Origin of the sequence: Enterococcus sp. OL5, from assembly GCF_006491895.1 — a bacterium.
GTDB classification, from domain to species: domain Bacteria; phylum Bacillota; class Bacilli; order Lactobacillales; family Enterococcaceae; genus Enterococcus_D; species Enterococcus_D innesii.
Genome location: NZ_VHIL01000006.1, coordinates 141,317 through 166,062 on the forward strand (window position 1 = coordinate 141,317; position 24,746 = coordinate 166,062).

Sequence of the window (24,746 nt, forward strand, 5' to 3'; positions counted from 1 at the left end):
CGTCCTTCTATTTGACCTACTTGGACTTTTTGCCAACTTTCAACGCATTGAACAACGTGTGGAATTGGCCTTTAAAGGACATCACTTGCTCAAAAACATCTTCCCCATTGTTCAACATCTTGACGGTCACCCAGCCTAATGCTTCGGTAATACCGCTAGCCACACTGGCATTGATCGCAGCTCCGGCAACGGTACCAACTGCTGGGATAAATTTCAAGATATTACCAACGGCACTGCGACCGAAACTCACAACCACTAACTCTTTCGAGATACTCTTCGCTAGCCCTTCACGCCATGTCCTCCCAAAAATACGATACAAACGTGCCATCATCGTCATCTGAACCGGCACGAGTAACACTGCATCTGAAAAAGGAATCGGTGAACAGCCGATGATCGCCGCCGTCAAAGAAGCCGCATGGATCGTGCGGTGGGCTTTTTTCCGCGTTTCATCATCTACGCCAACCAAAAACTCCTCAAACACCTGATCAAATTGATCCTTGCTTTTCGCTAACACTTTTTCCGCCTGAGCTTTTGATCCGTCATAGCCTTTCATCACAAGGGCAGCCGATTTTTTTGGCATTCGCTTCATGACATCCGCAAAAAAAGAAGTAAATTCCGCTTCTTCTTGCAGCTCCTCTCTCGTTTGACTTTGCTCGACTTGAACGGACTGTTCCGTTAATAATTCATTTTCGTTTTGTTTCTTTTTGCGTTTTATCCATGGTTTTTGCAAAGAAATGTCTCCTTCTTTCGACTCGTTGTTCATTTAAAAATCAAAGTGAGCCATGATTTTGTTTCTCTTTCTATTTTAGCTCAGGTTTTTCAAGATAGCGAAAATGTAGCTTGAGAGAGCTTACACTTGCTAAAAAATGCATATTTGCATCTTTAAATTATTTATTTATATTATCGTTTTTTTATGCTATGATACACAAAAGGAGTGGATCGAATGAAAAAGAAATTGAATTGGAAAGTCCTTTTTTATTTAGGCTTATTGACTTACTTTCTTTTAAGCGGTATCTTCGCATTCTTTGGGGTCGAAATACCGTTTCTTTATAAACGTTGATCTTCACGTTTTCTCAGAACAATATCATTCAACCCTTTGCTCTATGCTACGACAATCCATCATTCTAACATCCATATAATCTAATCAGAAAAGGTGATTTTCTTGTCCATTTTATTTGATCTATTGCAGCTACTTGCCGTTATCTGTATCGCGTATTTATTGTTCACAAAAAACCATTTCCTCAAACAATTAACCGCTGTTCAGAAAATGGTCTTTCTCGTCTTATGTGTTTCTGTGCTCCTACCGGCTCTTTATGAATTTATCACTGGGTTTGCGCAGGGATTTTGGGAACGGTTGTAACGATTACTTCGTTAACTAAAAATTATATAGAGCGCTAGCAAGTCTCTAACCTATGAAAAATAGCCAACTAACAGGAACAATCATTTGAAAGGGATATCCTGTTCGCACACCTGCTGCTTTTTCATTGCTGTTGCGAATAAAGAGTAGAAAAAGAGATAGCAGAACCAGTTGGTTCCGCTATCTCTTTTTACTTAAACAACTACTTCTCTCTTACAGATCCCTTCAATCGGAATCGGGATGTAAGCTGTACGAGTCACCACAGCTAATTCGACTTCATGAGTACCTGCGGGTAAACCGCCTGCTTGCTGAATATAAATGTATAAAGGCTCGCCATACTCCCACTTATAAGTGGTAACCGTCGTCATCTCATCTAGTGTGAACCAATCTTTTTGGTCAACACTGCAACAAATAGCTTCTCTTGCTACTTCTTCACCGTCTACAGTAACGCGAATATCATTGACCATTGATAAAGGAACACCACGATAATACGTGATGTGCGTTTGTAATTCAAACCCAGCCGTCTCTCCTTCAACGACTTTATTTTTGCAGGATCCTTTAATAAACACATTGTTATCAAACATTGCTCGTCGCCCCTTCCAATTCAGTGATTATTGACTTAATCAATTTCTGATGGGCAATCACTTGTTCTTTTTCGACCATTGGGTGCCCTGGCAAAATCCAACGGTTGCCTTCATATTCTGTCGCCACATAACCATCGTAGCCATGTTCATGCAAGTAAGTCAAAATCTTACGATAATCGATGGAATACTCTTCTCCTTCGTCCGTCATTTCCCACAGTTTAAAATGGAAATGTTTGATATACGGAAAAACGTCCTCTAAAACTGAGAGAGGTGTATTCTCATAACCGTCAGCCAACATAATGTAAGGCATGTCTTTTGGTTCAGCCATCGCAGCCAATTCTGGTTTTAATTGGTGAGCTTCATCAAAGGCTTGCGAGCCATCCAATCCTTGATCAAAAAAGGCATTGAAATAGTCGATAATAGCTGGATTGACTCCCAAAACTTGCTTATTGAATTCATTAAAGACACGGGGAATTCGATCACAGAAAATACCGGTATCAATCACCAAACCGCAATAGGGTGAATTGACTCGTTTCATTTCATCGATAAATGCTTTTGTTTCGGGAATATCAAAGCTCATCCCCGCGTGGATCTCCAGCGCGAAAGCCACATCATACTTTTCCGCATACGGTAGCAACGGTTCAATCACAAAACTTGGAACCATCGAGACCAGTCGAATGAGTTTGAAGCCTAAGCGAGAGGCAAGCTTGATTTCTTCGATTAAAAGATCCAGGCATTCTTTTTGCGTCAACTCACGATTGTTATACAAATTTGTATTAAGAAAGACATCTGCGCAAACCGGCTTGACCTGTGCTTTACTCATGATGCGATCCCAATCAGCCAGCGTTTCTTTACTTGGATGAGGTGTGTTATGGAGCATTTGATCCGGTAAGATTTCAAACCCCTCAACGTCATGTTCATCTAAAAATGCGATGATTTCTGCAAGGGTCATTCGTTTGTTCATATATTCGTCTTGCAAGCTGTATAAGCTTACACCTGATTTTATTCCCATACTAACTTCTCCTTTACTATTTTTATTATTGTCTTATTCTTTCAGCCAGCAGTGTTTCTAATTTTGACTAAATAAGCTGCACCGAAGATACCAGCATCTTTACCTAATGATGCCCTTTTGAGTTTCGTTGTCTTGCGAACTGCTGGGAAATTCCCTTGTTCGAATCGTGCACGAACACGGTCCATTAAAAAGTCCTTAGCTTCTGCTACCCCGCCACCAATGATGATCGAATGGGGATTTAGCAGATTGGCAATCATACTAGAGGCTTGTCCCAAATAGTTGGCAGCTTCATTCACCACTTTTAATGCAAGCAAATCCCCTTTCTCGGCTTCAGCAAAGATGATTGCACTGGTCAATTTAGGGCAATCATTCAACGTAGTCGCAGTGGTAAGCCGATAACTTTCTGCTAAATTGACGATACCGGTAGCACTGACTAACGTCTCTAAACAACTGCTGTTACCGCACGAACAATCAAACGAATGAGGATTTGTCACAGGAAAATGTCCGATCTCACCACCGGCACCGCCGACTCCGGTAACTAGTTGATCATTCAAAATGACACCTCCACCGACTCCAGTTCCTAGTGTCAAAAAAACTACATCCTTTTCGCCATCCCCAGACCCCTGCCATTTCTCTCCTAAAGCCGCCGCGTTGGCATCATTTTCAAGAAAGAAAGGCAGACACAAACTTTGTTCAAAGGCCGCACGAATCGGTTGCGCATGCGTCCATCCTAGGTTAAAGGCATTACTGACCGTTCCATGGACCCGGTCAACGGCGCCAGGACAGCCCATCCCGATACCTAAAATCCTTTTTTGCTTCAGTTCTGATGCCAGCTCTTTTTGAATACTTGCCAGACAGTCAGGAATGATCCGTGTTCCGTTCTGACGACAGTCTGTCGGAATCCACCATTCTTTTTTCAATCTGCCTTCGGTGGTGACCAACCCGAATTTAGTCGTAGTACCGCCTAAATCAATGCCAAGATAATAGTTTTCCATAGCAGCTTCTCCTAAACAAAATTTCGCAAGTACTGGGTACTTAGGGCAACTGATTTCTTGACGGCCTCATAACTATTCTCAAAGGCTTTGTCCTCGATCTCAATACAGCTGTATCCGTCAAAGCCGATATCTGTTAATGCCGAGACGTACTTGCCCCAATCCACATCGCCGAGACCAGGTAATTTAGGACTCATATAACTCAGAGGCACAGCCATCGTACCAACATCGTTTAGCTTTTCCTGATACACCTTAATGTCCTTATAATGAACATGAAAAATCTTTTCCTTAAATTCATATAAAGGTTGAATATAATCGATCTGTTGCCAAACAAAATGGGATGGATCATAGTTTAGACCAAGGTATTCGCTGTCGAGCAGCTGAAAAACCTGACGCCAAATCGTTGGTGTGGTCATCAGATTTTGTCCTCCCGGCCATTCATCTTCTGTAAAAAGCATCGGACAATTTTCGATGGCGATTCTCACTTTCTGCTTTTCGGCATAAGCAAGAATCGGTTGCCAGACGTTGACCACTTCCTCAAGGTTCTCTCGGATATTTTTTGTTGGCATTCTTCCTAAAAACGTTGTGACAAGATTGATTCCCATGCGTTTGGACGCATCAATCAGCGTATACAAATGGTCAATCGCTTCTTGCCTTTTATTCAGGTTTTCGTCTAAAGGATTGGGATAATACGCCAATGCAGAAATTTCCACTCCCTTTATTTGGCAATAGTGTTGGATTTCTCGAATGCGTTCATCCGTCAACTGTTTCGTATCAATATGAGATACCCCTGCATAACGCCTTTGGGCTTTTCCTTGCGGCCAGCAAGCGACTTCCACGCACTCCAAGCCGTTAGCAGCAACGATATCGATCATTTCTTCAAAATTGCTTTGATCAAATATGGCACTTACAACACCAAGTTTCATCCTTATCTGCTCCTTCTTTTTTCCACCTGTTCAAGTGGGTTTTTCTCGTTTCAATCATTTTCCTTCTGTAGCTACTGTCTGAAATTTGTCTGATAAAACGACCAAGCGACTAGGCCAGCGCAACTGCCTGCTTCGTTTCGGCAGATACGCGAATAGCATCCAGTACTTTCATCAAGAAAAAGATTTGATTTGGTTTAACAGCCAACTCTTCTTCTCCTTGGACAAAGCGATAATAATTATCAAAAAACATTTCATGATTCACATGAACCTCCGGCAGCGGTTCGCTGATGATTCGGCCTTCCGGCGGTGGGCCAAATGAACGGGTCGGACCTGCTGGGGTCATGGTTACTTTGCCACTAACACTTTGCAGCAGCTCAGAAGTACGAGTGATCGCACCTTGCGGATCAAACCCATCGATAACCGCACTTCCTTTGTTCCCACCGATAAACCAGTGGCGCTCAAACCAATGCTCCTTCTCACTCAGCATATAGGTGCCTAGCTCGACTTGCCCGGTCACTCCATTGTCAAAGCGAAGCATAATCGAAAAATAATCATCAACATTCTTATTAATGACGTTTTGCACATCGGCGTAAACAGATGTTAAACGACTCGGTGAGAGCATCGTCAACATTTGATCGATCAAATGAACGCCCCAATCATAAAGCATGCCACCACCAAATTCTGGATAAATATGCCAATCATGCATGTTGCCATTAAACCCATAGAGACTGTTTTTGACCGTAAAGATTTTTCCTAACGTCTGGCTTTGGTAAATTTCCTTGGCAATACAGAAATCTTTGTCCCAGCGACGTTGATGATGAATCGTAAAGCGGACATTGGCAGCTTGAGTGATCTGCATCATCTCGGAAAATTCGGCGGCATTCATAGCAGCTGGTTTTTCGCAAATAATGTCTTTGCCGGCTTCGGCTGCTTTTTTGACCATTTCTAAATGCAGGTGATTCGGAACTGCGATAATGACTGTGTTGATTTCAGGGACAGCCAACAACTCATCTGCTTTTAAAAAGGTTAAAATAGGATCGCTTGCTTCTTTAAACTGCAGTGCATTGGTATCGCATACTGCAAGCAGTTCTGCATAGTCCAATGTCTCGATCGTCTTTGCGTGGGTCTGGCCCATAAAACCAAAACCGATGATTCCAAATTTTAGCATCGTCTATTCCCCTCTTCTATAATTCCACGACTTGCCCGGTTTCTGCTGATTGATAAATTGCTTCTAAAATCTGTGTCACAACGATTGCCTGCTCCGGTTTTACCAACGGCTCAGTGTCATTTAAGATTGCTTCGACCCATTGTTTCGCTTCCGCATCTCTTTGTTCCAACGAAGCCCCTTCAAAACCGAAGACACCCCCAGCATCAGAAGGTTGTGTTTGCTCTAATTGATTATGATCGGCTTTATTGAAAACGACGTAGCCCTGATCAAGAAAGGCTTTGCCAAACATTTCCGCACCTGCCTTATCTCCGCATAAGGTAACTTGTGCTTCTTTCGGATTCACCATATTTAAGGCCCAAGCAGCTTCTAAAAAGATCGTGGCACCATTTTCCATTTTGATTAAACCGAACGCTGAATCTTCGGTTTCAAATGTTTCAGGATCCCAAGGACCAAACATATTCGCCATTGGATTATCCTTTAGTTTTTGATAGGTTGACCCTAAGACCATTTTTGGTTTGTAATTATCCATGCACCATAAAGTAAGGTCTAATGCGTGTGTCCCGATATCAATCAGCGGTCCGCCGCCTTGTTTTTCTTTGTCCGGAAACACACCCCAGGTTGGTACTCCTTTGCGTCTTACCGCATGAGCTTTAGCAAAATAAATGTCTCCCAATTCCCCTTTGGCGCAGGCATCATGGGTAGCTAATGAATCCGAACGGAAGCGATTTTGATAGCCGATCGTTAATTTTTTACCTGTTCTTTTGGCTGCTTCCAACATTTTTTTTGCCTCTTCATAATTGATAGCCATTGGCTTTTCACACATCACGTGTTTACCAGCCTCCAGCGCTGCCACTGTGATTTCCGCATGAGAAACATTCGGTGTCAAGACGTGAATCACATCAATGTCTGGGCGTTGGGTCAATTCCTGATAGTCTGTCGTAACGAAAGCACCACTGATTCCATAGGTTTCCGCCGCTTGAACAGCTCGTTCTTCGATAATGTCACAAAAGGCGACCAGCTCTACTTGGTCAGCTAACTTAGCTAGTGCTGGAAAATGTTTTGTATTCGCAATTCCTCCGCATCCGATAAATCCAAAGCGTAATTTTGTCATGTTGGTTCCTCCTTGTTTTGTTTTACATTTATAGATTAACCGTTTTCAAAAAAATCCACTTCCTTATTTCAATAAATTTGCACACACAAATTTAACTAAAAAAAACTTCATCTCGATCCAAAGCAAAAAAACACCATACTTTTCATACTGCATTACCGCTGTTGGCCTATCAATAAAAAAACCGGACATATCCTTCATTTGAAGAACGTCCGGTACGTTAGGAAACACAGATTAAGTTGATTTTGGACAAAATACCTTAGAACACGCAAAGAGCAATGATTAAGCATCTATGTTTCGTCTTACTCGATCCGTTGGTGGATCGCAATGATTTCTTTCGCCAAATCACAAAACGCAATCGCTGTCATCAGATGATCCTGACTATGGATGGTCAGCAGCGTAATCTCTGCTGCGATTCCTTGGGCTTCATTTGTCAGCATAGTGGTTTGGGCATGATGCGCTTCTACAATCGCAGCTTCTGCGCTTTTCATCCGTTCTTTCGCCTGCTTAAAGTCGCTGTTTTTTGCCGCACTGATAGCTTCCATCGCGTCACTTTTTGCGTTACCGCTATGGATGATCAATCCCATCACTGCTTCTAACTGTTCTTGATTCATCGGTTGATTCTCCTTTGCACAGAAGGAATAAATCCCTTCTATGTGCTGTTTTTAAGGTTTCCTGCTGTCTATCGCAAATTTTCGCATTGCTTGATTGGCAACAACGTGACTGACGAGTCTTCGAAAATTTGGGTAGCCTCCAGCTGATACATTGTTGATTTTACTAATCCTGTATTCGCAACTCGCTTTTTCTTTTCTTAACACTCGGTCACTGTGCTTGTGATACCAATCCTAATGCTTGTTGTAGTACTTTTTCTCCGTTCATCGTTCCGTATGCAGACATATCGATCACCGAAACTGGAATCTGATCTTCTACCATTGCGCGAATCTGTTTTTCCTTAAATCGAACTTGTGGACCTAACAGAATCACCTCTTTGCCGGGAAGATAACTTTTGATGTCTTCGATTGGTCGCGCATCAACACTAGCGTCAATTCCCTTGGCTATCCCGGCTTTCTCCATTTTTTCAATTAGAAGGCTAGTACTCATTCCCGCATTACAGACTAATAAAATGTTGATTTTTTTCATTTTCATTCGCTCCTTTATGTTTATTCCGTTACGACAGCACCTAAATTGACTGCTTTTTCTGCCGCTTGTTCTTTTTCCTCTGCTTGCTCCCGCTTGTATTCAAGATTGTCGGCTGCTTTGAAAAACGGGAAGTAAATTGCAGTGGCAACAATGACACAAATGACTTGTGCTAGCATCATTTTCCAGCCACCGACCACTATTGCATTAAAGAAAGTTGGAAACCCTGTTGGAAGATGGACCCCCTGCGGTCTAGGTACCAATCCGCTGACAATCGAGAAGTAGCCAATTAAACCAGTCACTAACGGCGTTACTAGGGTCGGTACAAGAAATATCGGATTCAAGCAAACCGGTGTTCCAAAAGTAATGGGTTCATTGATGCTAAAGAAGGTTGGAATACTGGTGATCCGACCGATGTTTTTGTACTGACTGCTTTTAGCAAAAAGAATAAAACAAACCGCAAGTCCTAAAACACAGGCTCCCCCGCCAATTTCCAAAAAGACATAAGTAAAACCAAGATCAATCACATTAGGCGGTACCTCACCAGCTGCTGCTGCAATCATGTTCTCGGTCGTCATCGCTTGTAAGATCGGCGCATATACTCCGAAAATAATCGCTTTGCCGTGCAGACCAAACCACCAGAACAAGCCAATCAATGAATAGGCGACTAAGACACCGGCAACCGACCCGCCAATCGATTGAATCGGCGCTTGAACCACTGTATAAATCATATTGTGAACGCTACCATAACTTGTGAAAGCAAACCCCCAAGAAATAACCGCCATCAATAAAGCGATCGAAAAACACGGGATGATGGAACTAAACGATTTTTCTACAAAACTCGGCACACTTTCTGGCATTCGGATGGTAATATTATTTTCAATAAACCAACTGTATAACTTTGCTACGACTAAGCCGACAATGATTCCTACAAACATCCCTCTGGAACCGATAAAATCAAAGCTAATAAAATCGACTGGTTGCATGGCTCCGCGTACTTCTTGATCAATCGTTGCTAAAGGGGTCAGTAACAAGAATGAAACGATTGCTAAGAAACCGGGAACCATTCCGTCAAGTTTAAACGATTTTGCCAAATTGAAGGCAATAAAGTACACCACGATGACCCCCATGATATTGCTAGTAAACATTCCTGGAAGCAGCAACAATGTTCTTAACCCATTAGCATCAATAAAATTTTGGTAACCATCAAAAGGTATATTTGCCAACAAAGTCAGCATCGATCCTGTGATACTGAAAGGAATTGTCATGACCATCCCTTTACTGACTGCCTTGAAATAACGATTATTCGACATTCCTTCTGCCGCTATTTGCAGCTTTTCAAGCTTATTTATAAAATTCATTTTTGAAACCTCCCCATTCGTTTCTCTAATTTAACCCACTCTTCGATGACTTACTTTAAATTTATGAGTCACTCATCGCTTTAGTGTCTGCATAATACGTACTACAAATTCCTTCCCATTGTGATCGTCTTTTCTCGTTCTCGATAAAACTATACTTATAAATTCACGCTCTGGTTATAAAAGAGCAGTTTTATTTCATGCTTTGTCAGTGCTATCTTTGTGATTGCTGCATTCAAGACAACTTCCGCACAATCTATCTGCGGATCAATTAAATAGGCGAGATTTCTAATCGTATTGCCGTGAGTCACGACTAAAATCTTGCTGTCAGAAGAAAACGTATTTTCGAGTTTTTCCAACCCAGCTTTGATTCGAGTGATAAAAGTTTCGTAATCCTCTGCGTCTTTTTGCGGATCAGCTTCATGAAAAGCATTCATCACCTCGTTGATTTTTAAATTTGCATAAAACTCGTTGACGGTCTTAAAGCCTTTTGACTTTGCAACTTTGGGCCAAACGTTTTGGTTTAATTCACCTTCAAAATAACCGAAAAATGTTTCGCGGAACTCTGGCATGAGATAGAGCTCCTTTGTTATGTTTAACTGAGTTCTAATGATTTTGCTGGTTTCAATCGTTCTGCCTAAATCACTTGAAACAATCTGGCTGATTCCTTTAGAAGCCAAATAAGCTCCGCATTTTTCAGCACTTATTCTCCCCTGATGTGTCAGCGGGGTATCCGCCCATCCTTGCATACGATCGTATTTATTCAAATACGTTTCACCATGTCGAACAAAATAAATTTCCATCTTCACTCGCCTCGTTTTCTGTCATCACATCTGCTTACTTCTATAATCTAAAAATATTGTAATCGATTACAATTGAATCATATCAAGTTCTCCTTGTGGTTACTTCGCAGGTTTCTCCTTATCTCTTGTATGTGTATGACACTACTATGTTTCGAAAACAAAACAAACAGGAAAGTGTGATACTTTCCTGTTTGTTTTACTTATTATTCTTCGATTACAATACGTTTAAAAAGCAAATCATGGGTTTCCATCGCAAATTCAATCGTCAGCTGTTCCCCTAGCGGCAAATGTTCGATCCACATTTTTGGCAGACTTTGCGCTTGTAAATACGCCTCTTCTTCTCTTGTACTAAGAGTCTCAATCGCAATTTTTGCCATTTCTTCTAAGTGAGTCCCGTTTTTTAAGCCAATCTGCTGCGAAGTGATTTTGGCTTGTTGTCTTTTGTTAATCTCCGGCAAATCAATCGTCACGCGATATTTTTTATCTGGCATATTATTGAAAACTGCATAGACATTTTCTTTGCGGAAGGTTCCTTGAGAATTGTAATAGTATGCTGAATTTAAATGGGAATAACTGATCGCCAGAATATTGATCGTATACGGATCAGGCATTGTAACTAACAGCTCTTCATTATAGTAGAGGGTTCGCCCTGTCATTTTCGCTAAAAATAAGAACGCATAGTAACCGATTTTCGGAATCGCATGACGGGTTAGGAGACCTGCCCCGCCAAATACTTCCTTCTCCTGGCAATCAACAGCAACAGCTGAGGTATCTGAAAGCAGCCAATAGCCGATCACTTTACAGTACGGACTGACTTCTATCGCATTTTTAATGATATAACTGCCTTTATAAGCTGTATCATTGATCAGATCTCGATTCACGATCGTGACATTAAACTCAGTGATATAAATCGGGATATCAGCTTGAAGGCGATTAAATATCTTTTTGACGGCTTTTACGTGGCGCGACATAAAGTACATATCCGGTGATATTGGATTACTTCTTCTTTGTTCAGTAAAATCACTTTTGATCTCATCCATCGGATAAACCGCTAGACTAAAGAAGTCCGGTTGCTGTTTTTGTTCTAGCCATAACTCGATAAATGTAGGGAAATTTTCGTCACTATTTTTGATATCGACACTAATGCCGCAACCACCCACCTTCATGTTCGGAAGGATTTTCTTGATTTGCTCACTTATCTTGGTAAAAAAGCAATAGAAGTCCTTGGCTCGCGTAATTTTTAACCGCGTATCATCATAAAAGACTTCACCAAGAAATGGAGCTTGGATTGCTTGTAGGACGATGGGATGCGGTTTCCATACCTCGACCTGCCATTTTTCAACTGCGGCCCGACCATAGCGGCTGATGCAGTGCTTCAAAAACAGAGCAATGGTTTTTAGGTACGCTTCTAAGTGAAGGCTGTTTTTACTGAAAACTTGATTCGCCAAAATCGAAGTGTAATCTTTGTAGATTGTTTTCCCTTTAAAGCCAAGTTCCAGAAATGGAATTAAATCAGCATCAAGGATCGCATCAAGGATTTGGTCTGTCTGTGAAAAGTCCAGCTGATCTGGGTCACAACCGATAATTTCCGGCGACAATAGACCCCAAATCCGTCCGTAAGTAAATGGTCCATCTTTCTTCACACGTGCTAGCGCTACATGAAAATCCTTTCTTAACAAGTCCTGTGCAAACCCTAAATTTATCAAAAAAGTCGGTGCATAGCTTTCAAAACTTTTCTCATTGCTGATTTGGATGGCATAAGTGTCGGTTCCTTCATGGGAAGTTGTCGTATCGATCAGCTTCTTTAAATCCGCCAGATCTGTCTCCTCCTCTTCCACAGGATTCGATAAGACAACGATTGATTGCTTTACTTCTTTCCGATAATCAGTCGGCGTCAGGCCTTGATACTTTTTAAATATTCGATTGAAAGAATTGATATTGGAAAAACCGGCATCATAAGCAATTTCAATCACCGATTTTTCCGTATGAAGCAGTTCATTTCTGACTTTTTCCAGACGTTTCTGCACTAAATAATCACTGATCGAAAGCCCAACTTCTTTAGAAAAGACTCGAGAAATATATTGTTCAGACAAGTACAGATTATTGGCGATATCCGCTAATTTGATATCCTTTTGAAAATTATTGTCGATGTAAAACTTGATTTCTTCAATTTTTTTTCGTTGTACTTTTTTTACGGTCCATGGTCTCTTTTTTTCGAAAATGCTTTTCCAGATTTCCGATCAGCGCAAAATAATTTTGAAAGGCAAACGCATTCTGGTTATATTCTTTATAAACAAATAATTGCAACAAGCGATGAATGTATTTACGAATCTCATTGTTAACAGTACTTTGCTTTTCAATAGAGTTGCCTTGGAAGATATACTCAATATCAGTATCCTTTGTGTTCATGGGAAAATCATAAGACAAAGTCAGTGTGAACACTTCCGCATTGTTGTTCTGGATCAAAATTTTTTCTCCTTTAGGAACAACTAAAAAATCGTCTTTTTGCAAAACAAATAGCTGTTCACTGTCTTGAATCGAAACATCGCCGATCAGAACGAACAGCAGATGAATATCATTATCAAAATAATAGAGCTCTGAAGTATTTAGTTTTTCTATCTTTATATTTTCCCAAGGGTTTACCAGCTGCACAAAATCACCTTCTTCAAATTTTTTTTAGTATACCATGAAAAGAAATGATTATTGTTACCGCTTTCTAAAAATCTTGGAATTTTCGAACCGAATCGATGCCTTAATCTGTTCAGCTATCAGAAATCAGAGCCCTCGCTGAGTAAGTATTTCTCGCTTTAAAAAACAATTTGCTTTTTCTTGCCCCTAGTCACTAAACTTTTTCCACAAATAAAAAAAGAACCCCTCAAAAGAGGAGTTCTCAAGGCTTGCTTACATCATGCCGCCCATACCCATTGATGGGTCCATTGCAGGAGCTGCTGGCGCTGCTGGTTCTGGTTTGTCGGCAACGACTGCTTCAGTTGTTAACAATAATGCGGCAACAGAAGCTGCGTTTTGTAAGGCAGAACGCGTCACTTTTGTTGGGTCAACGATCCCAGCTTCTAGCATGTTTACCCATTCGCCAGTTGCTGCATTGAAACCAACGCCTAAGTCAGCGTTTTTCAATTTGTCGATGATGACTGAACCTTCGTAGCCTGCATTTTCAGCAATTTGACGAACTGGTTCTTCTAATGCACGTAACACGATTTTGACACCTGTAGCTGCATCGCCATCTGTTTCGATTTCTGCAACTTTGTTGATGACATTGACTAAGGCAGTTCCCCCACCTGAGACCATGCCTTCTTCAACAGCGGCACGTGTTGCATTCAATGCATCTTCAATACGTAATTTCAATTCTTTCAATTCAGTTTCAGTTGGTGCCCCAACTTTGATCACTGCAACCCCACCAGCAAGTTTTGCTAAGCGTTCTTGTAGTTTTTCACGGTCAAAGTCAGAAGTTGTGTCAGCGATTTGGTTTTTGATCAATTGAACGCGTGCGTCAATTGCTTCTTTTTCACCAGCACCTTCAACGATCGTTGTGTTGTCTTTATCCACAACCACTTTGCTTGCTTGACCTAAGTTATCGATGGTTGCATCTTTCAACTCAAGGCCTAAGTCTTCAGTGATCACTGTACCACCAGTTAAGATCGCAATGTCTTCTAGCATTGCTTTACGACGGTCACCAAATCCTGGTGCTTTCACTGCGACAACATTGAATGTTCCACGGATTTTGTTCAATACAAGTGTTGGTAATGCTTCACCATCAACGTCATCAGCGATGATCAATAATGGTTTTGATTGTTGTAAGATTTGTTCTAACAATGGCAAGATATCTTGGATGTTAGAGATTTTTTTGTCAGTGATCAAGATGTATGGATTTTCTAACGCTGCTTCCATTTTATCGTTGTCAGTTACCATGTATTGTGATAAGTACCCACGATCAAATTGCATTCCTTCCACGACATCTAATTCTGTTTCGATCCCTTTTGATTCTTCAATAGTAATAACACCGTCATTGCCGACTTTTTCCATTGCATCAGCGATGTATTGACCAACTTTTTCACTACCAGAAGAAACAGCACCAACTTGTGCGATCGCTTCTTTTGAATCAACGATTGATGAAATGTTGTGTAGCTCTTCTACAGCCACTTTTGTTGCCATTTCGATCCCGCGGCGAATACCTAATGGGTTCGCACCAGCGGTAACATTTTTCAATCCTTCACGAACGATTGCTTGTGTCAATAACGTAGCAGTCGTTGTTCCGTCACCAGCGATATCGTTTGTTTTTGAAGCCACTTCAGAAACAAGTTTTGCGCCCATGTTTTCAAAATGATCTTCTAATTCGATTTCTTTAGCGATCGTTACACCGTCATTTGTAATCAATGGTGAACCGTAAGATTTTTCTAAAACCACGTTACGACCTTTAGGGCCTAAGGTTACTTTTACTGTATCTGCTAATTTATCTACCCCACGAAGCATTGCTGCACGTGCGTCTTCTGCAAATTTGATTTCTTTTGCCATGATTTCATCACCTCAAGTATTTTTATTTTTCTTATTCTACTACTGCAATGATATCTTTTGCAGCAACGATCAAATATTCTGTTCCTTCATATTTCACTTCTGTGCCAGCGTATTTTTCAAACATAACTTGTTCGCCAACGTTGACAGCAACAGGAGCTTTTTCACCGTTTTCGAGCGTGCGTCCTTCGCCGACTGCAATAACGGTACCCGTTTGTGGTTTTTCTTTTGCTGCTGATGCAAGCACGATTCCGCCTACAGTTTTTTCTTCTTCTTTTGCGACTTCGATAATCACACGATCACCTAATGGTCTTAACACGATAAATCCCTCCAATGAATGTTATAGAATTTAGTATTAGCACTCTCTTATGTCGAGTGCTAACTTACATTTTCAATATTACTCATTTTCCCTCATTTTTGCAAGCCTTTTGCTAAATTTTTTTTGCATTTCTATTAGATGAAAAAAATGGTAGGATTTTTTGTTTATAGAAGCATCCTAGTCTATAATGAAGCAAAGGAGTGTGAGGAAACAACTATGTCTTTATCAAAATATTCTTTGTCCACGATTCTTACTTACGGCATCGTCTTTTTTCTACCGATCGCCTTCATCCCTAGCGGACATCAAGTGGCCGCAACAACGATTGGTTATTTAGTTGGTGCTACGATCATGTTTTTCTTGTATTTCAAACAAACGGAACCGTTATCGTTTGAACATAAACGATCAAAAATTTCATCGATTCTTATTTATGGACTGACAGGCATTGTCGCAGCAATTTTGTTGCAAAATCTAGCCATTTTTATCGAATCCTTTTTCGGTGAGGTCAGTGCTTCGCAAAATACCGAAAACATCATTGCCATCGTGGTGCAAAACCCACTCTTCGCTCTCGCAGCAATGGTCGGTGGACCGATTATGGAAGAGTTTGTCTTCCGCAGAGCCTTGGTTGGTATCATTGGAAAATACAGCAATGTCTGGGTCGGTGCAGTGGTCAGCGCCGTAGCCTTTGCTTTTGCCCACAATGACAATCATCTCTTAGTCTATATCTTCCTTGGTCTATTCTTTTCTGGGCTTTATGCTTTGACCGGCAGCATTTGGACTTCCATGATCACCCATGTGGGAATGAACACTTTAGTGATTATTATTCAGTTGTTGCTTCATTACGGCTATATCCAAATGCCCTAAAGAAAAAAACGCTACGCAGAAATTTCGCGTAACGTTTTTTTCTTTATATCTTCATGCCATTGGATGCAATCACTTGCTGATACCATGCAAATGAATCTTTCTTCCGACGAGCAAGGGTCCCATTTCCTTCATTGTCTTTGTCCACATAGATCACACCATAGCGTTTCTTCATTTCCCCTGTCCCCGCAGAAACCAAGTCAATGATGCCCCACGGTGTATAACCTAATAAGTCGACGCCATCATAAGCTACTGCTTCTTTCATCATTTCTATATGAGCTTTCAGATAGTCAATACGATAGTCATCGTGGATCTGTCCATCCTCTTCCACCGTATCCACCGCACCAAAGCCATTTTCTACAATGAAAAGCGGCAATTCGTAGCGTTCGTTAAACCAGTTCAGGGCATAGCGCAAGCCTACGGGATCAATCTGCCAGCCCCATTCAGAAGCATCGACATAAGGATTGTCCACCAGATCTTGGCTCTCATCATAGTCATAGGTTGGATCATTTTCCTTACCTTTGATCGCAAAAGACATATAGTAACTAAAGCCGATGTAGTCAACACAACCTTTTGCCAAAATTGCTTCATCTTCAGGGGTGATATCTAAATCAAATTGTTTTCTCTCAAAATAGCTGCGCATATATCTCGGATAGTGTCCACGGGCATGCACATCTGAAAACCAATAGCGGCGCTGCATGGCCACCGTGGCTGCCATCATGTCTTTGGGATCGCAAGAATACGGATAGATTGGACACATCGCGATCATCGATCCGATTTGAAACGCAGGATTGATCGCATGCCCTAGCGCCACTGCTTTCGCACTGGCAACGAGTTCGTAATGGGCTGCTTGGTACATGATTTTTTCTCGGTCTTCTCCTTCGGTAAAGAACAGACCGGAATTGGTAAACGGCGCAAAATCTTCTTTGTAGTTTGCTTGATTATTGATTTCATTGAAGGTCATCCAATACTTCACTTTCTTTTGATAGCGCGTAAAACAAACTTCTGCAAAGCGGACAAACAAATCGATCAACTTACGGTTACGCCAACCTCCGTATTCGGTAACTAAATGATAGGGCATTTCAAAGTGAGAAAGGGTAATGACCGGCTCAATGCCATAACGTAAACACTCATCGAATAATCGATCATAAAAGGCCAGGCCTTCCTCATTCGGCTCGCGTTCATCACCTTTTGGAAAAATACGGGTCCAGGCAATCGATGTTCGGAAGCACTTCAACCCTAATTCGGCAAAAAGCTTGATGTCTTCAGGATACCGATGATAAAAATCGATCGCTTCATGATTGGGATAACTTTCGCCCGGTTGGATACCTTCCGTGATTCGGCGAGGAATTCCGTTGCCTCCTACAGTCATGACATCAGCGACACTCACGCCTTTTCCACCCGCACGATAGCCGCCTTCCAATTGGTGAGCAGCGACTGCGCCACCCCATAAAAAATCGTTTCTAAGTTTATTCATTTCTGTTCAACCTGCTTCCTTGGTATTAAACGATCTCTGTTTCTTGTTTATAGTTCAAACTATCGACCTTACGAATGAAAGGATAGTAAATAAAGAAGCCGATTGCTAAAACAACAAATTGTAAAATTGCGGTCCGGATACCGCCTACTAGAAAGCCTGAAATGATCGGCGGGGTCGTCCAGGGAACTTGCACAGCAGTAAAGAGCGGCACGATACCGGTATAAAGTGCAAAATACGTGATCACGCCTGAAACCATCGGTGTCAAAATAAATGGTAATACCATGATTGGGTTCATGACGATCGGTGTCGCAAAAATAATTGGTTCATTGATATTAAAGAATGCTGGGATCAGGGAGAGACGTCCTAATTGTTTGAACTGCGCTGAACGGGCAAAAGCCACCATGTATAGCACGATGCCAATCGTCATTCCTGCACCAGTTACCGTCATAAATTGATCTAAAAACTGTTGGGTCACGATGTGTCCGCCATTTTCCAATGTCAATGCTTTTCCAGATTCAAGAATAGCCGTATTTGCTAATGAATTGGCTTGTAAAATCGGCCCCATGATACCGCCCACGATCGTCGAACCATGAACCCCGAAGAACCACAAGAATGGCACTAAGAAGCCTAGCATCAAGGCACCGCCAAGGGAATCCGTCACACCTTGCATCGGACTTTGAATCACAGTGTAGATCCATTCGACCACGGTTGTCTGAAAGACCTTATCAAAGAAAACATAAATGCCTAATGCGATGGTCGTCAAAACAGCTGCCGGAATCAACGCTGTAAATGAGTTTGCGACATTGGTGGGCACTTGTTCTGGCAGTTTGATCCGGATGTCGCGTTTTAAGAACCAAGTATAGCCCCAGCCCACAAAAAGTCCCACTAAGATGGCACTGATCATGCCTTGTCCACCGGTCCATGTTTTATCAATGACATTTGCGATGGTCACACTTGTTTCAGCATCCGTTACACTTGACTCCATAGTTAATAAGAAAATAACTAAACCAATCATTCCTGCAGGGAGTCCTTCATAACCTTCTGCTTTTACATATGAATAGGCGATACCCATTACGGCGAAAAAGGCCATAATTGCAAAAGAGGCACCATAGGCTTGGTTGAAGTATTCACCTAAGCCGCTATTCGTTACCCAATCCGCAATCGACTGGACGGGAAAGTTTGCTAATAGTAGGAAAATCGATCCTACGATTGAAAAGGGCATCGTATAGAGCATGCCGTTTCTTAATGCAGTAATTGCTTTCGTATTGACAAATTTTAATATTGGGGGTAATAATTTCTCATTGATCCATTCGTTCATCTCACATCACTCCTAAAATAAAGTTCTATCCACCGGCCAGTGAATCCGCTTACAAATAAATCTTAATGGATAATATGCTCCTTGCCTATAGCTTCTCTGAGATATGAAACATGTTCCAACAAAAAAAACAGCCGAAGCTGTTTTTTTCATTGCTTAGATTTGCTTGTAGACTTGGTGGGCCAAAAGTTCGATCAATGTAATCACCGGGACTTGCGTTGTCAGGTTCAAATCGACTTCTTTTCCTCCACTGACAACAGGCATATAGTAGGAAATATTGTAATCGGCCATTTGGGCGATCGTCGATTTTTCATCATTGGTGATGCTGAGTACTTTTGCCCCATACCGTTTAAAGTCCTCCGTTTGCTTGATCATTTGAATGGTTTCACCCGACACCGATAAAATGATCGCTAACGTATTTTCCATCCCACGAGGCGGTACTGGCAAAAAGGGATCGACGATGCTATAAGCATTGATACCTAAGTTGGCAAAATAGCGACTGCCATAAGTACCAAGAATCCCACTTGTGCCGATTCCAGAAAACGCCACATGGCGTGCGGAAAGAATCAGTTCTACTGCCGGCTGGATAAACTTACGGTAATCTTCATTATTGACTTTTTTTAAGAATGTATTGACTTGAATCGTTGCATCATAGAAAAGATCAAACGCTCGTGCGTCTTGTTCCTTTTTTTGACAGATCGCATACTTTAACTCTGAATATCCACGATAGCCCAATTTCGTGATACATCGTAAAATCGTCGACGTTGAGACGTGGCATGCAGCTGACAATTCGCGAATCGTCAGCTGATCGATCTCTTCAAAATGTTGGACAATGTATTTATAAACTGCCATTTCAAGCTCGTTCAAAGTCTTGATTTTTTCTTCATCAAACATCCCACTGCCTCCACCCAACAAATTCATCCCTCTGATGATCGATTAGATCGCAAACAATTCCGTCGCTTTGTCAGGATCGGTATCATAGACTTCAAACGTTTCTCCAACACCTAGATCATGTTCTTTCATGGTATTGACCATCGTTAAGTGCGCCAACTCTTTCAGGTTGTTTTCTTTACTTAAATGACCAAGATAGACCCGTTTGGTGTTGTCGGTCAAGATGTCCGTCATGACAAGAGCCCCATCTTCATTCGATAAGTGACCGCGATCTCCAAGAATCCGCTGCTTGAGGCTCCATGGGTAAGGGCCCATTCGCAGCATTTCTAGGTCATGGTTGCTTTCCACAAGGTATGCATCGGCGCCTTTGATAATGCCTCGCACATGATCGCTGCAATAACCGGTATCCGTCAACATCACGAATGATTTGCCATCTTTATGGAAACGATAAAATTGCGGCGCTGCAGCATCGTGGGAGACACCAAAGCTTTCGATGTCCAAGTCACCCAAAGTTAGCACTTTGCCCATCTCAAAGATGTGTTTTTGTTCGACAGCGACGTTGCCGATCATTGGGTCCATCGCTTGCCATGTTTTTGTATTCGCATAGACATCAAGTTTGTATTTTCGTGCCAGTACTCCAACACCGTGGATATGGTCCCGATGTTCGTGGGTCACAAGAATGGCGTCCAAGTCTTCTGGTTTGCGCCCTACTTCATCCAATAATGAAGTGATCTTCTTGCCGCTCAAACCGGCATCCACTAAGATCCGCTTTTTATTGCTTTCGATATAGAGCGAATTTCCTGAGCTTCCGCTGGCTAGAATACTTACTTGAAAGGCATTTTCCTTCATCATGGTTTACGTGACTTCCTCTCTGGTTGTTTCAACGAGTTCCATTATACCCGCTTTTTTATGGATTTTCTACCTTTTGAACGGCATTATTCGTGATGATCCGATTGCTGAAGGCATTGACCGTTTCGATTTGGATAGTGTCATCGCCATCTAATTGGAAAGCAATAAACCATGCAGGAATATACACATTTTTTTCCCTAACTTTTAAAATCATCGTATAGGCTAATTCCGTCCAGAGAATTTTCGAGTGACTCGGCAGCTTGTTGTTCAGATAAAGTGTATTTACTGCTTCTTTTTCTGAATAGACCGTCATCTTTTCCCTTAGAGGCGTAATATTGGAGATATGTGTTTGGGTGTACCGGGCAATCTGCAAAAGATCATCCGTTTGTTCTAAGGTGATATCGATCCGACTTGAGCTGTCATTGAAAGGAATGCCTTCATAGGATTGAACCGCCACCACGGTCGGATGATTGGCGTTCAAGACAGAGAGGTTTTCCAAATAGTCATATTCATCCCCAAATAGGACTTGATCTTTTCGTTGCAAGAAACCATTGACGGTTTCTTCCGTTTGAGAATCATCACTGATATAAAAGCCATTGGTTGAGACATGGATCAACTGCTGCCCTTTGACCGTCGACCCTCTTTTGAACTGAGTATTAAGTTGCGGATCTCGTAGTTCCACATCAAAATCCGTCTGTTCACCGCTCAAATAATAGCCACTCAAGACCTCATCTGATAATTCGCCAGAATACCGAATGTCCTCAGAATCGAGTCGTTGTTCGATTGGAATCGTTTGGTTTGATTGTGAAACCATCTGATGCTCGCTGCGAGCCTCACTGTAGACATTGAAAAGGAAGACATTCAGGCCAAGAAAAGCGAGGAAAAAAATCCATTCGATTCGTTTAAAATCCAATTAATTCCCCTCCGTTTCTGCTAATTTTGTCATTAATGCATCATAACTGATCCAAGACGAGTCATAATTGACATACCAAGCAGGCGTCAAATCAACAAGTGGTGCATCTTTGATCTCCCCCCATTGATAGCCGACGATGATCTGTTGCAACGATTCAGGATCAGCCCCTGCCGCAATCAGATCGTTTTTGACTGACAAACTAGAAGGCAATTCAATCTCGGTTTCAGAAGGAATCGGCACTTGGATCGCATTCAAGCTGGCAGAAATCGTCATTTCACGACTGCCGGTCTGACCACTTTCTGAAAAAGCTACACTGATCACCCCCTGGCCACCAGTACTAAAGACTGGATAGCCTTCAACGAAAACCCGATAATCCAAGTGTTTGTCTTGTTGATCAAAATAGCGGATTGTCCCAAAGTTATTGCCTAGACGAATAATGTAATCCGCACTCAACATTGCCAGATCCGTTTCATCGGAACCATCTGTGGTGGTTTCAAACTTGACTTGCTGTTGATCTTGCAAGACCGTCATGTTTTGCCCACCTTCATAATAGTAGGTATCGACACTTTCATCATTGATTTTGACGTTTTTAGGATTGCTGAAAAAGGCTTCTCGAAATAAACTCTGAGACTGTGTCGAAGAATAGTAGCTGTATTTTTTCAGCTTGATCGAATCTTGCGTATAATATTGATTGCTGGATCGTTCTTGATCAGTCCTCATTGCCGTCCATTCCCGAGGATTGTCTGCCAGTAAGTGTTTTACTTGGCTTTTATCCCAGTCGATCTTGCCTCGAACTACTCGTTGATGGGTAAAGTCAACAAATTGGATCGTGTTTTCTTCGAGATCAAACTGGATGCGAGAAAACGGAAAATCCTCTGTTTCACTTTCGTCCTCTAAGGACAGCTCTTTATCAAAGGTTTTCTCGTAGTCTTTCAAGTAAAACGTCGTATAGTAGTTTAAGGATATTCCTTGATTGACTTCTTGGGCTTTTGAAAAAGCTTGTTCCTCACCATAGGTCCGCAGGGTCAAATCACTGATCGTTGCCTCGTTGATCACCTCTTGGATCTCTCGAATCACCGCTTCAGAATTGGTTTCTTTGATATCCTCTTCATCATTCCAAGTCAGATATAGGGGCAAAAACAAATCGCTTTTTTGTTTGTAGGTTTGAACCGAAGGATTGACGCCAGTGTCTGTTTCCGTGCTGGCATTGTTGAACCCGGTCGGATTTAGCCAAATCATATAGGAGAAATAAAAACTCAAGGCGATCATCACGATCAAGCCTACACGAATGATTTTTTCTGAGATTCTCATACCCACCAATCCTCCTCATACGGTTCATACGGCAACATGATGTAAAATGTTGACCCGCGATTTTCTCGACTTTCCGCCCAAATCGCACCGCCATGAGCTTTGATGACTTCACGTGAGATCGCCAACCCTAAGCCGGTGCCTCCTTGTTGGCGGGCTCGAGCTTTATCGACTCGGTAAAAACGATCAAAGATCTTCGTGAGATCTTTTTTCGGAATTCCTAGTCCTTGGTCATTGATGCTAAGGACGATGTTGTTATGAGTCTCCATCAATTTCACCGTAATAATCCCACCATCTGGGGAATATTTGATGGCATTATTCATGATGTTGTCGATCACTTGGATCATTTTGTCCGTATCGACTTCCACCCACAATTCTCGTTTGGTAAACTCGCGGCGAATCAAATATTTTTTACTTTCATTCGTCACCATCATGTCAAAACGATCCAACACGAAATTAACCATTTCATTGAAATTGATATATTCCAACTGCAGTTGCGAATTGCCACTATCCATCCGCGACAAACTCAACAGATCATTGATCATGCGAATCATCCGATCCGTTTCATCCAAGGTCACTTTCAGAAAGTTCGGTGCAATTTCTGGATCTTTCCAAGCCCCTTCACTCAGCGCTTCGATGTAGCTGCGCATACTCGTTAGAGGCGTTCGCAACTCATGAGAAACGTTGGAGACAAATTCTCGCCGTTCCTGCTCATTCTTTTCTTGTTCCGTGACATCGTGCATTACGGCAACTAGACCGGAAATGAACCCGGACTCTCGACGGATCATGGAGAAATCAATGCGCAAAATCAGATTTGTTCCCGTCGAATCATTGCTAGGACGCTCCAATAGCATGTCTTCAGGGTTTTCCAAAAGCTTTCGTAACGTGTATTCTTCATCGATTTCCAATAACGTCAAAATCGACTGCCCGATCGCTTCTTCGTTAGTGACATTCAATAAAGACATCGCCATCTCATTGATGGTAATGACTTTGCCTCGTCGGTCGGTGGCAACAACCCCATCGGTCATGTGAGACAAGACGCTGTCCAACCGATTTCGCTCGGACTCCATCGCCTCTTGGGTCTCTTCGATTCGTTCCCCTAATTGATTAAAGGTTTCCGCCAGTTGCCCCAATTCATCTTTTCCATGAATCGCGACCTTGCGGCTATAATCTCCTTTGGCGATACGAATCGCTTGTTCCCGCATCTCTCCAATTGGTTGGGTAATGGAACGAGAGACCAATAGTGCCACAATGATCGAAATCACTGCCGCAATCAGCGAGGCGGTAACAAAGATGACCGCTGTTGTACTAACTTCATTGTATTTTGACTCAAGATTGCTCCGTAAATAAAGGGTTCCTAAGACGGCATCCCCTGTCGGTGATTGGATCGACTGGACGATATTGAACACGCGTTGTCCGCTGGATTCATCATAAAGGACTTCACTACGGTTCGTATCGTAATCACGGTAATCATTTTTTTCTCCCACCGATCCACGATCATTGATATTGGTGGTTGCACGAATAATCCCTTGCTCATCCACCACCCGCATCTCCAAAATTTCCGAAGAGTTGGTACTCGTTAAGATTCGATTCAAGGAAGCATTCATGGAATCCCAATCCAAACCGTCATCATTATCCATGCGACTCAATTCAGAGCCTAATGTTACCACTAACGTGCTGGCCCGTGCCTCCATGTCGCGTTTGAAGGCATCGACCGTTGTTCTTTCCAATTCGCGAATAAAATACGCCCCGATAATCTGGATCGCAATCAATAAGATCAAGATAAAAGTCAGGGCGATTTTGAAGTTCACCGATTGAAAAAAGCGAACCTTATTTTTCATAGC

At 42.0% G+C, this 24,746-nt stretch carries 23 protein-coding genes; 1 reads left to right on the top strand and 22 read right to left on the bottom strand.

Annotated features, from left to right (window positions below; translation table 11 throughout):
- Window positions 1–16: 16 nt before the first annotated feature.
- The 15 genes from FJU10_RS09175 to groES all read right to left on the bottom strand — a co-directional run bounded on the left by FJU10_RS09175 (window position 17) and on the right by groES (window position 15,291).
- Window positions 17–763 (bottom strand): YcjF family protein, encoded by a 747-nt coding sequence (locus tag FJU10_RS09175; RefSeq protein ID WP_081118371.1) that lies wholly within the window; start codon window positions 761–763, stop codon window positions 17–19.
- Window positions 764–1,551: 788 nt separating this feature from the next.
- Window positions 1,552–1,941, bottom strand: a complete 390-nt coding sequence (locus FJU10_RS09185) for a DUF6379 domain-containing protein (RefSeq protein WP_140965703.1) — start codon at window positions 1,939–1,941, stop codon at window positions 1,552–1,554.
- Complete coding sequence (locus FJU10_RS09190; RefSeq protein ID WP_140965704.1) at window positions 1,934–2,953, bottom strand: sugar phosphate isomerase/epimerase family protein; 1,020 nt, start codon at window positions 2,951–2,953, stop codon at window positions 1,934–1,936. The genes FJU10_RS09185 and FJU10_RS09190 overlap by 8 nt, the downstream gene beginning before the upstream one ends.
- Window positions 2,954–2,994: 41 nt before the next feature.
- Window positions 2,995–3,948, bottom strand: a complete 954-nt coding sequence (locus tag FJU10_RS09195; RefSeq protein WP_140965705.1) for an ROK family glucokinase — start codon at window positions 3,946–3,948, stop codon at window positions 2,995–2,997.
- 11 nt (window positions 3,949–3,959) lie between these two features.
- Complete coding sequence (locus FJU10_RS09200) at window positions 3,960–4,871, bottom strand: sugar phosphate isomerase/epimerase family protein (RefSeq protein WP_140965706.1); 912 nt, start codon at window positions 4,869–4,871, stop codon at window positions 3,960–3,962.
- 109 nt (window positions 4,872–4,980) lie between these two features.
- Complete coding sequence (locus FJU10_RS09205) at window positions 4,981–6,039, bottom strand: Gfo/Idh/MocA family protein (protein WP_086294717.1); 1,059 nt, start codon at window positions 6,037–6,039, stop codon at window positions 4,981–4,983.
- A 16-nt stretch (window positions 6,040–6,055) separates the two neighbouring features.
- Window positions 6,056–7,150 carry a Gfo/Idh/MocA family protein gene (locus tag FJU10_RS09210; protein ID WP_140965707.1) on the bottom strand — a complete coding sequence of 365 codons (1,095 nt, stop codon included), beginning with the start codon at window positions 7,148–7,150 and terminating at the stop codon, window positions 6,056–6,058.
- Between the two features lie 299 nt (window positions 7,151–7,449).
- Window positions 7,450–7,761 (bottom strand): PTS lactose/cellobiose transporter subunit IIA, encoded by a 312-nt coding sequence (locus tag FJU10_RS09215; protein ID WP_140965708.1) that lies wholly within the window; start codon window positions 7,759–7,761, stop codon window positions 7,450–7,452.
- Window positions 7,762–7,969: 208 nt separating this feature from the next.
- Complete coding sequence (locus tag FJU10_RS09220) at window positions 7,970–8,287, bottom strand: PTS sugar transporter subunit IIB (protein WP_140965709.1); 318 nt, start codon at window positions 8,285–8,287, stop codon at window positions 7,970–7,972.
- A 20-nt stretch (window positions 8,288–8,307) separates the two neighbouring features.
- Window positions 8,308–9,645 carry a PTS sugar transporter subunit IIC gene (locus FJU10_RS09225; protein WP_140965710.1) on the bottom strand — a complete coding sequence of 446 codons (1,338 nt, stop codon included), beginning with the start codon at window positions 9,643–9,645 and terminating at the stop codon, window positions 8,308–8,310.
- A gap of 155 nt (window positions 9,646–9,800) precedes the next feature.
- Window positions 9,801–10,445 carry a histidine phosphatase family protein gene (locus tag FJU10_RS09230; protein ID WP_140965711.1) on the bottom strand — a complete coding sequence of 215 codons (645 nt, stop codon included), beginning with the start codon at window positions 10,443–10,445 and terminating at the stop codon, window positions 9,801–9,803.
- A 203-nt stretch (window positions 10,446–10,648) separates the two neighbouring features.
- Window positions 10,649–12,679: a GH39 family glycosyl hydrolase gene (locus tag FJU10_RS09235; protein ID WP_317615669.1), complete on the bottom strand. Its 2,031-nt coding sequence runs from the start codon at window positions 12,677–12,679 to the stop codon at window positions 10,649–10,651.
- On the bottom strand, window positions 12,612–13,097 hold the full coding sequence (locus FJU10_RS09240; RefSeq protein WP_140965713.1) for a hypothetical protein: 486 nt from the start codon (window positions 13,095–13,097) through the stop codon (window positions 12,612–12,614). Before FJU10_RS09240 ends, FJU10_RS09235 begins: the two co-directional genes overlap by 68 nt.
- 249 nt (window positions 13,098–13,346) lie before the next feature.
- Window positions 13,347–14,975 carry a chaperonin GroEL gene (groL, locus tag FJU10_RS09245; RefSeq protein WP_005237384.1) on the bottom strand — a complete coding sequence of 543 codons (1,629 nt, stop codon included), beginning with the start codon at window positions 14,973–14,975 and terminating at the stop codon, window positions 13,347–13,349.
- 31 nt (window positions 14,976–15,006) lie between these two features.
- Complete coding sequence (groES, locus tag FJU10_RS09250) at window positions 15,007–15,291, bottom strand: co-chaperone GroES (protein ID WP_005225291.1); 285 nt, start codon at window positions 15,289–15,291, stop codon at window positions 15,007–15,009.
- Window positions 15,292–15,507: 216 nt separating this feature from the next.
- Here groES and FJU10_RS09255 point away from each other — a divergent pair, with 216 nt between their 5' ends.
- A complete protein-coding gene (locus FJU10_RS09255; protein ID WP_081118369.1) occupies window positions 15,508–16,152 on the top strand; it encodes a CPBP family intramembrane glutamic endopeptidase in 645 nt (214 codons plus the stop codon).
- Between the two features lie 43 nt (window positions 16,153–16,195).
- On the opposite strand, the gene FJU10_RS09260 is transcribed toward FJU10_RS09255, so the two are convergent.
- From FJU10_RS09260 to walK, 7 genes are all read right to left on the bottom strand, one after another.
- Window positions 16,196–17,626, bottom strand: coding sequence for a 6-phospho-beta-glucosidase (locus FJU10_RS09260; RefSeq protein ID WP_081118368.1), 1,431 nt, complete (start codon window positions 17,624–17,626; stop codon window positions 16,196–16,198).
- Between the two features lie 25 nt (window positions 17,627–17,651).
- Entirely contained in the window at window positions 17,652–18,944 is a 1,293-nt protein-coding gene (locus tag FJU10_RS09265; protein ID WP_081118367.1) for a PTS sugar transporter subunit IIC, read from the bottom strand.
- A gap of 153 nt (window positions 18,945–19,097) precedes the next feature.
- Window positions 19,098–19,835 carry a MurR/RpiR family transcriptional regulator gene (locus FJU10_RS09270; RefSeq protein ID WP_034872439.1) on the bottom strand — a complete coding sequence of 246 codons (738 nt, stop codon included), beginning with the start codon at window positions 19,833–19,835 and terminating at the stop codon, window positions 19,098–19,100.
- A 42-nt stretch (window positions 19,836–19,877) separates the two neighbouring features.
- Window positions 19,878–20,684, bottom strand: a complete 807-nt coding sequence (locus tag FJU10_RS09275; protein ID WP_005231151.1) for an MBL fold metallo-hydrolase — start codon at window positions 20,682–20,684, stop codon at window positions 19,878–19,880.
- A gap of 55 nt (window positions 20,685–20,739) precedes the next feature.
- On the bottom strand, window positions 20,740–21,594 hold the full coding sequence (locus FJU10_RS09280) for a two-component system regulatory protein YycI (RefSeq protein WP_081118365.1): 855 nt from the start codon (window positions 21,592–21,594) through the stop codon (window positions 20,740–20,742).
- On the bottom strand, window positions 21,595–22,905 hold the full coding sequence (locus tag FJU10_RS09285; RefSeq protein ID WP_140965714.1) for a YycH family regulatory protein: 1,311 nt from the start codon (window positions 22,903–22,905) through the stop codon (window positions 21,595–21,597). It abuts the gene before it with no gap.
- Window positions 22,902–24,743, bottom strand: coding sequence for a cell wall metabolism sensor histidine kinase WalK (gene walK, locus FJU10_RS09290; RefSeq protein WP_140965715.1), 1,842 nt, complete (start codon window positions 24,741–24,743; stop codon window positions 22,902–22,904). The genes FJU10_RS09285 and walK overlap by 4 nt, the downstream gene beginning before the upstream one ends.
- Window positions 24,744–24,746: the final 3 nt, after the last annotated feature.